At 59.6% G+C, this 15,047-nt stretch carries 16 protein-coding genes; 11 read left to right on the top strand and 5 right to left on the bottom strand.

All coding sequences use genetic code 11. The features are described from left to right. Positions 1-35 precede the first annotated feature (35 nt). From murC to ftsZ, 6 genes are all read left to right on the top strand, one after another. The gene (gene murC, locus J2S31_RS04535) at positions 36-1,454 is read left to right on the top strand and encodes a UDP-N-acetylmuramate--L-alanine ligase (RefSeq protein ID WP_237097875.1); all 1,419 of its coding nucleotides are present in this window, start codon (positions 36-38) and stop codon (positions 1,452-1,454) included. After that, positions 1,448-2,509 (top strand): UDP-N-acetylmuramate dehydrogenase, encoded by a 1,062-nt coding sequence (gene murB, locus J2S31_RS04530; protein ID WP_237097874.1) that lies wholly within the window; start codon positions 1,448-1,450, stop codon positions 2,507-2,509. The genes murC and murB overlap by 7 nt, the downstream gene beginning before the upstream one ends. Positions 2,510-2,650: 141 nt before the next feature. Next, on the top strand, positions 2,651-3,574 hold the full coding sequence (locus J2S31_RS04525) for a D-alanine--D-alanine ligase (protein WP_237097873.1): 924 nt from the start codon (positions 2,651-2,653) through the stop codon (positions 3,572-3,574). Positions 3,575-3,580: 6 nt separating this feature from the next. Beyond that, complete coding sequence (locus J2S31_RS04520; RefSeq protein WP_237097872.1) at positions 3,581-4,489, top strand: cell division protein FtsQ/DivIB; 909 nt, start codon at positions 3,581-3,583, stop codon at positions 4,487-4,489. An 18-nt stretch (positions 4,490-4,507) separates the two neighbouring features. Beyond that, positions 4,508-5,740, top strand: a complete 1,233-nt coding sequence (gene ftsA / locus J2S31_RS04515) for a cell division protein FtsA (RefSeq protein WP_237097871.1) — start codon at positions 4,508-4,510, stop codon at positions 5,738-5,740. Positions 5,741-5,763: 23 nt separating this feature from the next. Beyond that, on the top strand, positions 5,764-6,960 hold the full coding sequence (gene ftsZ, locus J2S31_RS04510; RefSeq protein WP_371831643.1) for a cell division protein FtsZ: 1,197 nt from the start codon (positions 5,764-5,766) through the stop codon (positions 6,958-6,960). Between the two features lie 77 nt (positions 6,961-7,037). On the opposite strand, the gene J2S31_RS04505 is transcribed toward ftsZ, so the two are convergent. Then, positions 7,038-7,763, bottom strand: a complete 726-nt coding sequence (locus J2S31_RS04505; protein ID WP_237097869.1) for a DUF547 domain-containing protein — start codon at positions 7,761-7,763, stop codon at positions 7,038-7,040. Positions 7,764-7,957: 194 nt separating this feature from the next. On the opposite strand from J2S31_RS04505, the gene J2S31_RS04500 reads away from it, so the two are divergent. Both J2S31_RS04500 and J2S31_RS04495 read left to right on the top strand, forming a co-directional pair. Then, entirely contained in the window at positions 7,958-8,824 is an 867-nt protein-coding gene (locus J2S31_RS04500; protein WP_237097868.1) for an HAD family hydrolase, read from the top strand. A gap of 71 nt (positions 8,825-8,895) precedes the next feature. Next, positions 8,896-9,549: a peptidyl-prolyl cis-trans isomerase gene (locus J2S31_RS04495; protein ID WP_237097867.1), complete on the top strand. Its 654-nt coding sequence runs from the start codon at positions 8,896-8,898 to the stop codon at positions 9,547-9,549. Positions 9,550-9,715: 166 nt separating this feature from the next. Here the strand turns inward: J2S31_RS04495 and J2S31_RS04490 are convergent, their stop codons facing one another. The 4 genes from J2S31_RS04490 to queF are packed head-to-tail and all read right to left on the bottom strand — an operon-like array spanning position 9,716 to position 11,272. Next, positions 9,716-10,048 (bottom strand): HNH endonuclease, encoded by a 333-nt coding sequence (locus J2S31_RS04490; RefSeq protein ID WP_237097866.1) that lies wholly within the window; start codon positions 10,046-10,048, stop codon positions 9,716-9,718. Then, positions 10,023-10,487 carry an Lcl C-terminal domain-containing protein gene (locus J2S31_RS04485; protein ID WP_237097865.1) on the bottom strand — a complete coding sequence of 155 codons (465 nt, stop codon included), beginning with the start codon at positions 10,485-10,487 and terminating at the stop codon, positions 10,023-10,025. Before J2S31_RS04485 ends, J2S31_RS04490 begins: the two co-directional genes overlap by 26 nt. Next, positions 10,484-10,831 carry a YkgJ family cysteine cluster protein gene (locus tag J2S31_RS04480; protein ID WP_237097864.1) on the bottom strand — a complete coding sequence of 116 codons (348 nt, stop codon included), beginning with the start codon at positions 10,829-10,831 and terminating at the stop codon, positions 10,484-10,486. The genes J2S31_RS04485 and J2S31_RS04480 overlap by 4 nt, the downstream gene beginning before the upstream one ends. 39 nt (positions 10,832-10,870) lie before the next feature. After that, entirely contained in the window at positions 10,871-11,272 is a 402-nt protein-coding gene (gene queF, locus J2S31_RS04475; RefSeq protein ID WP_272908586.1) for a preQ(1) synthase, read from the bottom strand. A 261-nt stretch (positions 11,273-11,533) separates the two neighbouring features. Between queF and J2S31_RS04470 the strand changes: the two genes are divergently transcribed. The 3 genes from J2S31_RS04470 to J2S31_RS04460 all read left to right on the top strand — a co-directional run bounded on the left by J2S31_RS04470 (position 11,534) and on the right by J2S31_RS04460 (position 15,035). Further along, on the top strand, positions 11,534-11,827 hold the full coding sequence (locus J2S31_RS04470; protein WP_237097863.1) for a co-chaperone GroES: 294 nt from the start codon (positions 11,534-11,536) through the stop codon (positions 11,825-11,827). 40 nt (positions 11,828-11,867) lie between these two features. After that, the gene (gene groL, locus J2S31_RS04465; RefSeq protein WP_237097862.1) at positions 11,868-13,520 is read left to right on the top strand and encodes a chaperonin GroEL; all 1,653 of its coding nucleotides are present in this window, start codon (positions 11,868-11,870) and stop codon (positions 13,518-13,520) included. 300 nt (positions 13,521-13,820) lie between these two features. Further along, positions 13,821-15,035 (top strand): hypothetical protein, encoded by a 1,215-nt coding sequence (locus J2S31_RS04460; RefSeq protein WP_237097861.1) that lies wholly within the window; start codon positions 13,821-13,823, stop codon positions 15,033-15,035. Positions 15,036-15,047: the final 12 nt, after the last annotated feature.

Below are 15,047 nucleotides of genomic sequence, written 5' to 3'. Positions count from 1 at the left end.
CCGCCCCTTTTTAACAGGAAGGATTATGGGTCCCCATGTTTCTGGGAAAAACGCGGCGCATACATTTCATCGGCATCGGAGGAGCGGGCATGAGCGGCATTGCTGAAGTGCTGATCAACCTGGGATACGAAGTATCCGGATCGGACCTGAACCGCTCGCCGGTCACCGAGCACCTGGAGAAAGCCGGAGCCACGATCTACTTCGGCCACGACGCGACAAACGTCAAGGACTGTCAGGTGGTGGTCATCTCCAGCGCCGTGAAAGCGGACAACGTGGAAGTGAAGGCGGCGCGGGAGCAGTCGGTCCCCGTCATCCGCCGCGCGGAGATGCTGGCGGAACTCATGCGCATGAAGTACGGCATCGCCATCGCCGGCACCCACGGCAAAACCACCACCACGTCGCTGGTGGGCACCCTGCTTGCGGGCGGAGGGCTCGACCCGACGGTGGTCATCGGCGGCAAGCTCAAAAGCGTGGGCAGTCACGCGCAACTCGGGCAAAGCGAGTTCCTGGTGGCGGAAGCCGACGAAAGCGACGGTTCGTTTCTGAAGCTCACGCCAACGGTGGTCGTGGTCACCACCCTCGATGAAGAACACATGGAGTACTACGGCACGCTCGACACCATGAAAGAAGCGTTTCTCAATTTCATCAACAAGGTTCCGTTCTACGGCACGGCGGTGCTGTGTCTCGATGAAGTCAACATCCAGTCGCTGATCCCGCACGTGGAGAAACGCGCCATCACTTACGGACTGACCAGTCAGGCCGACTACACGGCGCGCAACATCCGTTTCAAGGGACTCGACACCTGGTTCGACGTGTTTCATCAGGGCAAGGCGCTGGGCACGCTCCACTCCGTCGCGCCCGGCCGCCACAACGTGCTGAACACGCTGGCGGCGGTAGCGGTGGCGATGGAACTCAACCTCACGTTCGACACCATCGCCGACGCGCTGAAGCAGTTCCGCGGCGTGCAGAGGCGCTTCGAGATCATCCACGACACGGAACCGCTGGTGGTGGTGGACGACTATGGCCACCACCCGGTGGAGATTCAGGCGACCCTGCGCACCGTGCGCGAAGTCTGGCCGGAACGCCGCATGGTGGTCGTGTTCCAGCCGCACCGCTATTCGCGCACGCGTTCGCTCATGCAGGAGTTCTGGTCGTCGTTCCACAACGCCGACTGCGTGATCATCAACGACATTTACGCCGCGGGCGAAGACCCGATCGCGGGCGTCACCGCCCAGCGCATGGTCGAGGGCATCAAAAACTTCGGCCACAAGCACGCGGAATACATTGCAGACCGCAAAACCACTCAGGAGCGTTTGACCCAGCTCCTCCAGCCCGGCGACGTGCTCCTCACGCTGGGCGCGGGGAACATCTGGGAACTCGGACGCGAACTGATCGCCAACCTTCCCGCCCGGCTCCGCGGCGGAGATGCAGGAAAGGATTCCTCTTCATGCTGAACGATCCCTGGAAATCCAGACTCATCCGTTACGCCCATATGAACCACGGACACAGCGTGCACTTCGCCACCGTCACCGATGTGCCCAAAACCATCCTCGGGAAAAAATTTTTCAAGAGAAACGCCATGACCCGTTCCATGAAATGGCTGGATACCCTTCAGGGAGAAGTGCGGCAGAACGAACTGATGTCCCAGCACACGTCTCTTTGCGTGGGCGGCCCGGCCGACTACTTCATCATCCCCAAAAACATCGAAGACATCAGAACCGTATTGAGGAACCGCGGCGACCTGCCGGTGTTTGTGCTGGGAGAAGGCACCAACCTGCTGGTGGCCGACCGCGGCATCACGGGCATTGCCCTCTCGGTCAAGGAAATGTTCAAAACCATCCAGACGCCGGTGTTCTCGCGCCTCACCAACGGCGAGGAAGTGGCGTCCGTGCGCGTCGGCGCGGGCACCAAGATGTCGTACCTCGTCAAGTACCTCGCCAAGTACTCGCTGACCGGCATCGAAGACCTCGTCGGCATCCCGGGATCGGTCGGCGGCGCGGTGGTGATGAACGCCGGGGCCGACGGCACCGAGATCGGCGACGTCATCCGCAACGTCACGCGCATCAGCAATGAGGGAGAAATCGAAACGTTGAGCCGTGACGAGTTGACGTTCCAGTACCGCAAGACGATTTTCCCGACGCCGGGCGGCATCGTCATCGAAGCCGAACTGAAACTGAAAAAGGGCGACCATCTGGAAATCCAGAAAGCCATAGACGCGCACCTCGACCGCAGGCGGCGGAAACAACCGCTCACGCTCCCCAACTCCGGCTCCGTATTCAAGAACCCGGAAGGCGACACGGCGGGGCGCCTGATCGAGGAAGCGGGACTGAAAGGCTTCAGCATCGGCGGCGCGGCGGTATCGATCAAGCACGCCAACTTCATCGTCAACCAGGGCGAGGCCACGGCGGCGGACATCCGCGAGATCATCGAAACCGTGCAGAAGGTGGTTAAGGAAAAATTCGGCGTCGACCTCGAAACCGAGGTCGTGCTCGCCGGCGAATGGGATTGAGTTGCATAGAAACGCGGACGGAGTGAGGGACATCCGCATGACAAACGAATATGGTCCGCAAAACAAAGGTACCCCTCCTTCCTTTGCCCCGAACTTTGGCCGGTTCGGGGGCGGACCAGTTATTTTGAAAGCCGGGTGCGCTTGCAGTCTTTAAACGGAAAAACCATCGGCGTCCTGATGGGCGGCCTGTCGAAAGAACGGGAAGTCTCCCTGACCACGGGCCGCGAAGTGATGCAGGCTATCCGGCGATTGGGCCTGAAAGCCGTGGAGATCGACGTCACGCACGACGTGTGGACGCAGGTCAAGGACGCGGGCATCGATCTCGCCTTTCTCGCATTGCACGGCACTTACGGCGAGGACGGCACCATCCAGGGCCTTCTGGAATACGCACGGATCCCGTACACCGGCTCCGGCGTTCTGGGCAGTGCGGTGGCCTACAACAAGGTCACCTCGAAGGAGGTTTTCATGCAAAACGGCATCCCCACCGCCGCGTACCAGGTGGTGCGCAAGGCAGAGCGCGACGCGTTTCAGCGTCACCTCGACCTGCCGGTGGTAGTGAAGCCGTCGGACCAGGGATCGAGCCTCGGTGTCACCATCGTGCGCGAGGCGGGAGAGTTCGACGCGGCGCTGGACCTGGCGTTCCGCTACACGGAGGAAGTGGTGGTCGAACAGTACATCGAAGGCAAACTGCTGGCCATCGGCATGCACGGCGAACAGCCGATGCCGATCGTGCACATCCGGCCGAAGTCGGGTTTCTACGACTACGAGTCGAAGTACACGAAGGGAAAGACGGAATACATCTGCCCGGCGGATCTGAGCGGTATCGAGCGCGAAACCTGCCAGCAGGTGGCCATCGCCGTGTGCCGCGCGCTCAAGGGACGCGGCTTTCCGCGCGTGGATGTGATTCTGGACGACACCGGCGTGCCGTACGTTCTGGAGATGAACACGATTCCCGGCATGACGCCGACCAGCCTTCTGCCGATGGCGGCGAAGGAAGCGGGGATGAGCTTCGACGACCTCGTGCTGGAAATTCTGAAAAGCGCCACGCGCGATTACATGGACTGACGCGAAATGGTCGATTACAGCACCACCTCACCGCAGAACCGCTCTTCCGGCTGGAAGCGCGCGCACACGCAGAGGTCGAAACGGCAGAAGAAAAAAGCCGTCCGCTACCGCACCGGCCGCAAGCGCGAAGTGAATGTGCAAAAGGTATTGCGCCTCGGCCTGGACTGGGGCGCGAAAGGCCTGCTTGCGGTGGTGCTGATGTACGGCCTGTTTCATGCGTACCAGTTTTTCACCACCGCGCCGCAGTTCCGCATCAGCCGCATCACCTTCCACGGCAACAAAACGGTGAACGCGGAGCACCTGTACACCGCGGCGCAACCGGTGTTTGGAGAAAATATTTTTCACGCGGACATCGAAGGCGTGCTGGAACCGATCCGCCTCAACCACTGGGTGCATGATGTGTCGGCAATCCGCAAACTGCCGCAGAGCCTGCACATCCACGTGCAGGAGCGCACGCCCTACGCACGGCTGGAACTGGAGCAAACGTATCTGGTGGATCCGTACGGCATCCTGATCGCCCCCGACTCCGGCGGCTATGGCGACCTGCCGCTCATCCAGGCGGGGACGCTCGGTGAGGTGGAACTGGGCAAACCGGTGCACATCGACTGGGTGGTGCCGGGCCTCAAGGCCATGAACGCGCTCAACCAGTTGGACGCGTTCCGCGAGCAACCGTTTCATGCCGTGCGCTACACCAGCCCGCATCATCTGGTGTTCACCTCGAAGTCCGGGCAGGTGACGCTTCGCATGGCGGTGGACCGGCTGGCGGAAGGGTTCGACAATTTCAAAGTGGTTCTGGAAGCATTGCAGTCCGACATCACGAAGGTCCGGTTCATCGATCTGTCGTTTGCGGACCGCGTGGTGGTCCGCGACGAGCCGTGGGAGGGCGGGACGGACACACCGATCAAGAAGTCCTAACAGGAGGGAAACCCGCACATGTCCAAAAAGAAAAATTACGTTGTGGGCCTCGACATCGGCACCACCAAGATCTGTTGCATCATCGCCGAGGTCAGCCCGCAGGGTGAAATCGAAATCATCGGGCTCGGCCAGTCGCCTTCGCGCGGCCTGCGCAAGGGCGTGGTGGTGAATATCGACGGCACCGTGGAGTCCATACGAAGCGCCGTGGAGGAAGCGGAGCTGATGGCGGGCACGGAGATCGAGTCCGTGTTTGTCGGCATCGCCGGCGGTCACATCAAGAGCATGAACAGCCACGGCATCATCGCCGTCAAGAACAAGGAGATCAACCAGCAGGATGTGGACCGCGTGATCGACGCGGCGAAGGCCATCGCCATCCCGCTGGACCGCGAGGTGATCCACGTTCTGCCGCAGGAGTTCATCGTCGACAACCAGGACGGCATCAAGACTCCGCTCGGCATGGCGGGCGTGCGCCTGGAAGCGAAGGTGCACATCGTCACCGCCGCCGTCACCTCCGCGCAGAACATCGTCAAGTGCGTGAACAAGGCGGGACTCGGCGTGCAGGACATCGTGCTCCAGCAACTCGCTTCCAGCGAGTCGGTGCTCTCCAATGATGAAAAGGAACTGGGCGTGGCGCTCATCGACATCGGCGGCGGCACCTCCGATCTCGCCATCTTCTACGAGGGCGCGATCAAGCACACCTCGGTGCTGGCCATCGCCGGGGCGCAGGTGACCAACGACATCGCCATCGGCCTGCGCACGCCCAACGCGGAAGCGGAAAAGATCAAACACGCTTACGGATGCGCGTACTCGGCATTGCTCGCGGAAGACGAGGGCATCGAGGTGTCGAGCGTCGGCGGCCGCCCGGCGATGAAAGTCTCGGCGCAGATTTTAAGCGAGATCATCGAGGCGCGGGTGCGCGAAATGTTTGAAATGCTAAATCACGAAATCCAGACGTCGGGATTCGAGGAACACATCTCGTCGGGCATCGTCATCACCGGCGGCTCCGCATCCATGCCGGGCATGGCAGAACTGGCGGAGGAAGTGTTCCAGGCGCCGGTGCGCATCGGCACGCCCATGGGTCTCGGCGGATTGATCGACGTCGTCAACAATCCGGTGTACGCCACGTGCACGGGATTGATCATTTACGGAGACCGTTGCTACAAGGCGGGCAAGTATACGGAGCTCCAGGGAAGGAATCTGTTCGACAAAATTTTCAGCCGCATGAAGGGCTGGATGGAAGAGTTCTTTTAATGAACAAGGAGGAACAAATGGGCTTGATTGAATTTGAGCAGGATAACGAGTATTCCGCCTGCATCAAGGTGGTCGGGGTCGGCGGAGGCGGATCGAACGCCGTCAATGCCATGGTGCGCTCGCACATCCAGGGAGTGGAGTTCATCATCGTCAACACGGACGTGCAGGCGCTGGGATCGTCCCCATGCCTGAGCAAGGTGCAGGTGGGCGCGGAAGTGACCAAGGGGCTGGGCGCAGGTTCCAACCCGGAAATGGGCCGCCTCGCCGTCGAGGAAAACAAGAACCAGATCCGCGCCATGCTGGAGGGTGCGGACATGGTGTTCATCACCGCCGGCATGGGTGGCGGCACCGGCACCGGCGGTGCGCCGATCGTCGCCAGCATCGCCCGCGAACTGGGCGCGCTGACCGTCGGCATCGTCACCAAGCCGTTCGTCTTCGAAGGACGCAAGCGCGAACGGCAGGCGGAAGAGGGTTTGCAGGCTTTGAAGGAAGCGGTGGATACGTTGATCGTCATCCCCAACCAGCGTTTGCTGAGCTTCATCTCGAAGGACACCCCGCTGACCAACGCGTTCAGTCACGTCGATGACGTTCTGCGCCAGGCGGTGAGCAGTATCTCGGATTTGATCGTGATTCCGGGGCTGATCAACCTCGACTTCAACGACGTGAAGACCATCATGTCCGGCATGGGCAAGGCGCTGATGGGTGGCGGTACAGCGACCGGCGAAAACCGTGCGGTGGAAGCGGCGGAGAAAGCCATCTCCAGCCCGCTCCTCGACGAAGCCACGGTGGACGGCGCGAAAGGCGTGCTCATCAACATCACCGGCGGCGACGATCTCACCTTGCACGAAGTCACGGAAGCGGCGTCGCTCATTCAGAAGAATGCGCACGAGGATGCGCACATCATCTTCGGCGCGGTGATCGACAAACACCTGCAGGGCGAGATGCGCGTGACCGTCATCGCCACGGGCTTCGAAAAATCCGGACAGCAGGAGGAAGAGACGGTGGAAGAGGAGTGGACGGTGGCCGCGCCGCAGGAGAGCGCCATCGCGTACAAAAAGGTGGTGGGCGGCGACTCGCAACCCAGCGCCCCCAGGCCGCCCCTGTTCCGTAAAAGCGGGTTGAAGCAACTGGCCGCCTCCATCCGTAAGGAGTCGCCGGACTCGATGGCCAACGAGTCGAATTACGACATCCCGACGTTCCTCCGCAAACACGCGGACTGAGCAGGCAGGAAGCAAAGCCCAGGCGGGGAGGAAGCCTTTGATCAGCGGTAAAGGTTTCCTTCCCGCCCCTCCTTCCTTTACAGCGTGTTCAACTTCCAGTTGTAGTTCATGTACTCGATGTCATAGCCGGAGTCTTTCAACGCGGCGCGGTGGCGCTCCGGCACATATGGCGCGAGGTAGGCCCGCACCCCACCCTTCGCCTCAAAGTCTTCCTTGAACCAGTCGAAGATCGACGACAGGTAAATCGTCTTGCGCTCCTTGTCCACGCGCAGGCCCTTGCCCGGATTCATGAGGAAGTGTTCCGCCTGATCGGTGAGTTGCTGTTCCAGGCGATCGGGCCAGTAGGCCTCCTTGCGGATATCGGGACAACTGACCGACGCGCAGACGATGGCCATGTGGATGCGCGGCTCTCCCATCTTGCGCAGGATGCCGTGCTCGATTTCGTCGAGCGTGACCGGCTGGCCGCCGATGGTGCCCACCTGCTTTTTCCACACCGAACCGAACAACCCGCCCGCATCCTTAATGCTGTCCACGGGATAATGGTCGAGCACCATCTTCACCGCGAACACGTTGTAAGCGTTGATCCAGAAGGCCAGCTTTTCCTCCCGTGTTTTCAACGCGTCCGGTGAATGACCTTCGAACTGCTGAACCACCTTTGCAAAGGCGGGGTCGTTTTTGAGGGCTTTATAAGGAAAAGCGTTCAGGCGGACGCCGTCCAGCGTGGTCGGCAGCACGTGTTTTTTGAGCAGAGCGTCCCAGGCCGAATAATCGAACGCCCACGCCGTGGGCGTTGCAACGAACATCCAGCACAGGCATGCAAATATCTTGATCCCGTGCTGTAAGGTTGGTAATTTGATTGCAACCTTGGAAGATTCTTTCCTCGCAAGCGCCGGTCTGGAGTCCATGCGTGCATCTCCTTTGAGGGTTTTCGCTTCAAAGTCAGGTTTCAGGCTTTCGTCCCCGGCTTTACCGATTCCTTACACCTTATTTTAAAACGATGATCAAAGATCCCAAAAATTGTTTGTATGTGTCCGATCTGGACGGCACGCTGCTGGACCCGCACAGCGAATTCTCCGCCGAGTCGGTGGAGCGGCTGAACCGGCTGATCGACGACGGTCTCATGTTCACCATCGCCACGGCGCGCAGTTACGAATCGACGCACCCCATCCTGCGCGACGTCAACCTGGAGATCCCGGTGATCCTGTTCAACGGCGTGTACCTCACCGATTTCCATTCCGGCCGCAACCTGGAGTTGTGCGACTTCATTCCACATCATGTGGTGCATTCCATGATCGAGATGGTCGATCACCTGAGCGACGATCCCTTCGTATACGCGTATGGTGGCCAGAACCGGTTGTACTACCGCAACGTCACCAATTACGGTTCGCAGGAATACCTGAAAAGCCTGGAAGGCGACGGACGCCTGCACCGGGTGGAACAGTACGAATTTCTGGAAAACGAGGCCATCGCCGGGTTTCTCCTGATCGACACCCCCGAGGCCCTGCAGCCCGTGCACGACACGCTACAGCGCCAGTTCCCCCGCGAACTCAACCTGTACTTCGCCGAAGACATCGCGCACCCGGGTTATTACTGGTTGCAGGCGTTCCACAAGGGCGCGAACAAGGGAAGCATGCTGGACCAGCTGGCCGAACAACTGGGCATTCCCTTGAACCGGGTGGTCGTGTTCGGAGATTATTTGAACGACCTCGAAATGTTCAAGATCGCGGGAAAATCCATCGCCGTCGCCAATGCCCTGCCGGAGGTCAAACAGGCCGCTCATGAAGTGATCGGGAGCAATACCGAGGGCGCGGTTTTGAATTACCTGGAATCGGTGTGGTATGGATCTTCAAAAAAGGTATCGTAGGCGGGTCGGGGTGCGATAAAATGAACCATCGACCATCAATGGAAAACGGAAAACTGGATTGAGGTGTTGAGATGTCGGATACCGAACAACCCCAAGAACCGGAACAGACCATTTACCAGCGGGATTTGACGGCGAAGGAACCGAAGGTTCCGGAAAAGGCCGAGAGTGAAAAACCCAAAAAGCCGCCGGTGAAACCGCCGCGCAAGGTGTTCAAGCCGAAGAAGGCGAAAATCCAGACCAGCAAACCGCTGGAGCACCGCACGCGCCACATCCTGGTTTCGTCCAAGGAAGCGGCGGACCTGGTGCGCCAGACGATTGTCGATTTTCAAAAAGAACTCGCCGAACAGCCGAGCAACGACCCGGACAAGGAATTCATCGACCGCGACAAGGTGGAAAAGTTTTTCGCCAAATTCGCGAAGAAGTACAGCACCTGCCCTTCCCGCATCATCGGCGGCGATCTCGACTGGATCTATCCCAACATGGAGGTGTCGGAGGAAGCCATGACGCCGGACCTCAGGGACGCCATCCTGAAGTGCGAAAAGTTTGTGATCCCGGAGCCCATCCGCTCGAAGCTGGGTTACCACATCGTGCTGGTGTGCGAGTCGCGCATCTGCAAACGGGAAGCGGAAAAAAAAGAAAGCGTGGACCCGCGTTACGAAGCCCTCATGGCGCAGGACAACCCCACCATCCAGGCCCCGCCCAAAAGCATGGACATCCCCACCTGATCCGGTTGCGGGACTGCGGCGGAAACGGGGAAGACGGCTGTGTTCGGGCGGGCGTTCAGGTTTTGAACAGGAACAGCACCAGTCCCAAAACGATGACCACCAAGGTGCCCCAGCCCATGATCTTCAGCATTTTGTCTTCTCCCATGCCGACCGTCTTCCTTTCCAATCAGAATTGAACGTCCCCGCCCAGCTTGTTTTTTAATATCATCTCCGCCGGGGTGTAATACTTCTTTTCATTGTTGCACGGCTTGCACGCCACCACCACGTTGCCCTTGGTGCTTTTACCGCCGCGCGCCAGCGGCACCAAGTGATCCATCGTCAGGTCCTTTTTGTCGAACGTCTCGCCGCAGAAATGGCACACACCGCGGTCGATCTGCACCCGCCACCAGGTGGACTGGCGCAGGTCCTTCGCTTTCTGCTTCTCGCGCGCGATCTGCTGGGCCGTGGGTTTGCCGCCCGGCCCGGCACCTCCGCTACGCGGCGTGCGCGTTCGTTTCATGATGACGTAACAGGAGAAAAGGATTCATATCGCCACGCACCGCCCGCACGGTGCCGGAAAAACTGGCCTTCGGGTACCAGTGCCGGTTGCCCGCATCGAACTCGAACCCCAGCGCACCGGACAGGCGCGAGCGCCACGTCCAGAAACAACTGCCGTAGCCGAACTCGAACACCGGGTCGATGTGCAGGGTGTACGTGCGGCCGCGCGACTCGAACGTGTGCGCGATCTCGTACAAGCTCTGCATCTCCAGCCGGTCGGGCAGACGCCAGTCCGAATGCCCGCCCAACCGGATTTGATTGAGGTGCGCGATGTAATCGTTGGCCTCGTACCACGAGCAGTAGTTGCCGGTCTCGGCGTAGTGGTAACTCTGTTGCCACATGAGGCCGGTTGCGGTGTCGGTCACCGTGCCGTCTTCGTTTTCGACAAACCGTTCCGTCATGGACCCACCCGATCCAGCACCGTCGCGCGGCGGAACGTGTAACCGCATTGCTCGATGTCGTCCGGCTCCGCCGGGTACTTCATGCAGAGCAGAGGCTTGTCCGGCGTGCCGTGCACCCGGCAGTGGTTGCCGTCCGTCAACTGGTCGCAGGGAATGGGAATGGCGTAGAACAGATAATTGTTGTCCACGTCCTCACCCACCAGCTGAATGCCGCGGTATTTCAGATAACGCTCCAGTTCCTCAACACTGCCGTGCTGGCGCAGAGTGACGTCCCGCACCACGGTCACGTTCACCGTTTTGCAACACTCGCCGCATTGATGACATTCACCCTCTCTGATCCACATGATTGCGCTCCCGCTCCGTAGCGATTGCCGCACCGTTTTTTATGACGACGGGCGTTTGGTTTTCGATTTCGGTTTCGGTCCGCTCTTGCCGTAGTGCTCCGCCGATACCGTGGTGTAGATGCCGCCGCGCACGTTGAACTCGCCCACCACCTGCATGTAGCGCGGCCGGCAGGCCTTCACCAGGTCATCGAGGATCTGGTTGATCACCTTTTCATGAAACGCCCCTTCGTTGCGGTACGACCACAGATAGAGCTTGAGCGACTTGAGCTCGAGGCACAGCTTGTCGGGAATGTAGGTGATGTCGATGGTGGCGAAATCCGGCTGGCCGGTCTTCGGGCACAGGCAGGTGAACTCCGGGCACTCCATATCGATCTCGTAATCCCGGTCCGGATTGGGATTGGTGAACACTTCCAGCTCTTTAGACGGTTGTTTTTTTGTCATTTAGGGGACTCGTAATATTTTTTTCATTTTTTTCATCCGGCACCTTGCCTTTGCAGGAAGGCGTCTTATATAAGACCAACATTGCTGGCACTCTCCCTCACAGAGTGCTAACCCTTGCATATTCGACCCAAGCCGAAACAAATAACTTATTATTTTATATAGAGTTAGTCACTAACGCGGCGTTGCAGGCGGACGCCCACCATCACCAATCCAGTTTACTGGATTCCAAGTTTATCATTTTTTGGGAAGGAGCACAGTTCTATGAACATTCGTCCATTGCAAGACCGTATTCTGGTGCAACCCATTCGGGAGAAGGAAATCCGAAAAGGGGGGATCATCATTCCCGATTCCGCCAAGGATGCGCCCACGGAAGGCCGAGTGAAAGCCGTCGGCCCGGGCCGGATCGGTGAAGACGGAAAACGCGTCACTCCGGATGTCAAAGTTGGCGACAAGGTGCTGTACAGCAAATACGGCGGCACGGAAGTGAAGATCGACAACGAGGATTTCCTGCTGATGCGGGAAGACGACATCCTGGGCGTGATCGACAGCAAGTAATTCAAACGACAACCCCCTACTAGAGGAGTACGATATAACAATGGCAAAACAAATCGTATATGACGAGGAAGCACGACACAAGATTCTGTCCGGCGTCAACCAGCTCGCCGACACCGTAAAGCTGACCCTCGGCCCCAAGGGCCGCAACGTGGTCATCGACAAGAAATTCGGCTCTCCGTTGATCACCAAGGACGGCGTGACCGTGGCCAAGGAAATCGAACTGAAAAATCCGTTCGAGAACATGGGCGCGCAGATGGTCAACGAAGTCGCCAGCAAGACCAGCGACAACGCCGGTGACGGCACCACCACGGCGACCGTTCTGGCGCAGGCCATTTTCCGCGAAGGCATGAAGAACGTCACCGCCGGCGCCAACCCGATGGAAATCAAGAAGGGTATCGAAGACGCCGTGGCCGCAGTGATCCCCGCCATCCAGAAGCTCTCCAAACCGACCAAGGACAAGAAGGAAATCGCCCAGGTCGGCACCATCTCCGCCAACCACGACACCGCCATCGGCGAAATCATCTCCGAAGCCATGGACAAAGTCGGTAAAGACGGCGTCATCACCGTCGAAGAGGCGAAGAGCATGGAGACCGCACTGGAAATCGTGGAAGGCATGCAGTTCGACCGCGGTTACCTGTCGCCCTACTTCGTCACCGATGCGGAGCGCATGGAAGCGGTTCTGGAAGACGCTTACCTGCTCCTGCACGAGAAGAAAATCTCCAGCATGAAAGACCTCCTGCCGGTTCTCGAGAAGGTGGCCAAGGGCGGCAAGCCGCTGGTCATCGTGGCCGAAGAGGTGGAAGGTGAAGCGCTGGCGACCCTGGTGGTCAACAAGCTGCGCGGCACCCTGAACGTCTGCGCCGTCAAGGCTCCGGGCTTCGGTGATCGCAGGAAGGACATGTTGAACGACATCGCCATCCTGACCGGCGGCCAGGTGATCACCGAGGACATTGGTGTGAAACTGGAGAACATCACCTTGGACGATCTGGGCCGCGCCAAGCGCGTCACCATCGACAAGGACAACACGGTGATCGTGGACGGCAAGGGCAAACCTTCCGAGATCCAGTCCCGGGTCAAACAGATCCGCGCACAGATCGATGAGACCACCTCCGACTACGACCGCGAGAAACTGCAGGAACGCCTCGCGAAGCTGGTCGGCGGCGTCGCCATCATCAAGGTCGGTGCAGCCACCGAGACCGAGATGAAGGAGAAGAAAGCCCGCGTCGAGGACGCCCTGCACGCAACCCGTGCGGCGGTCGAGGAAGGCATCGTGCCCGGCGGCGGCGTGGCGTACCTGCGCTGTCTCAACGTGCTCGACAAGCTCAATGGCACTCACGACTACAACCTGGGCGTGAAGATCATCCGCCGCGCCCTGGAAGAGCCGGTTCGGCAGATTGCCGCCAATGCCGGTGAAGAAGGCACCGTGATCGTCGAGAAGGTGAAAAGCCTGAAGGGCTCGAACGGCTTCGACGCCCGCACCGGCGAGTACGTGGACATGCTGAAGGAAGGCATCATCGACCCGGCGAAGGTCACCCGCACTGCATTGCAGAACGCGGCCAGCATCTCCGCCCTGTTGCTGACCACGGAAGCAATGATCACCGACCTGCCGGAAGAGAAAGACGACCATGGCCACGCCCACGGCGGCGGCATGGGAGGCATGGGCGGAATGGGAGGCATGGGCGGCATGATGTAAGCCCCCCTCCTTTTTGAATAGAGTCCCCGGTCCCGTTTGGGACCGGGGATTTTTTTTGCCCGTTATGGAGGGTGAAATTCGAGCCAATCCACCGGGAGGATTTACCAATTCCGGTTGACACCTGATCGCAAATCAAATATAATTTTAAAAATCAATCAGTTATAAGTTACCGGTGAGCGACGGACACCACTCACCGCGCTGGAGAGGCCAGGGACTGTCGGCGTTCCGGGCGGAGTTCCATCCCACATCTTTCTCTCCCACCCGTCCGCTTTTAATGGTAAGGTACGGCTCTTGTTTGTTATGGACCCCGCCACTCCCCGTGGCACTTTCGAGTCGCTGACCGCGTTGATCCCCATTCCCAATTCCAATCGACCGTTTTTGAGGACCGCCACCGGATTTCTGGCCCTGTGGCTGACCGGATGCTTGTTCCTGATGGTGCCGCGCCCCGCGATGGCGGATTCCCCGCTCCACTTTGTGGTGGAAAACCAGACCTTCGTGTACAACCAGGAACACACGAACATCGACGCCATCAATGAAGGCTTCACGCTGATCGGCAACCAGACCAAAACCTACTTCCGTTACGCCATCGCACCGGCGGTGGCGGTGGACGTCGGCGCGTTTTTCGATTTCCCCTTCGGCGAGGACGACCGCGTCTCCGGCGTCGATCCCATCATCTCCCTGCACTGGGGATTCGCTCCGGGCTGGCAGTTCACCGCCGGCACCATCGACCGGAACCATCCCCTGCACGACGCGTTCTTCAACGACAACCTGCGTTATATCGAGCCCATCGAGCAGGGCTTCCAGATCCGCGGCGACACGCAACACATCCTTCAAGACACGTGGCTGAGCTGGGAGGAGCGGGAGACGCAGACGAAACGGGAAAAGCTGGCGGTGGGCAACTACACGCAGTTGAAGGCGGGCGGCTTCATGGTGGACGCGCAGATTTACTGGGTGCACCTGGGCGGGCAGAAGAACAGCGGTCCCGGCGTGTGGAACAACCTGAGCTACGGCTTCGGCACCGGTTACACCTACCACCACAGCAAGATCGCACACCCCGGCAGTTTTCTGGACAATATCGGCTTCACCATCCACTACCTGGTCAACCAGGACGATCCCCCCGGCCTGCCGCAGGTGGATGACGAAGGCGTGGCGCTTCGCGTGTTCGCCACGGTGTGGGACACTTACGTATACGGCCTGTTCTGGGAAGGCGGCAGCGCGCATTTCAATTCGCCGAGGGGCGACGTCACCCAGCCCGGCGTGCCCTTGGCCAAGGGCGATCCGTTTTACAAGGCGGAGGATTTTCAGGAGGCGGGGATCATCAAGACCTGGACGCTCGGCAACAACATTTACCTCACCGGGGACTTCCGCGCGCAACACATCCTCGATCGCTTCGTGCACATCGCGCACCTGAACGTCACCTGGCGCGACTCGTTTGCGCTGCTCGAGGAATTCTTCAGCAAGAAGCGGCCCGACCCCACCCGGCCGCCGCAGACCTACTGGCCTCAGCCACGCTGACCTCTCCCGGTC

The sequence above is a fragment of the Nitrospina gracilis Nb-211 genome (assembly GCF_021845525.1).
In the GTDB taxonomy this organism is placed as follows: Bacteria; Nitrospinota; Nitrospinia; order Nitrospinales; family Nitrospinaceae; genus Nitrospina; species Nitrospina gracilis_A.
Note: the sequence above shows the minus strand (reverse complement) of the source record. Positions and strands in the feature narration are given on the sequence as shown.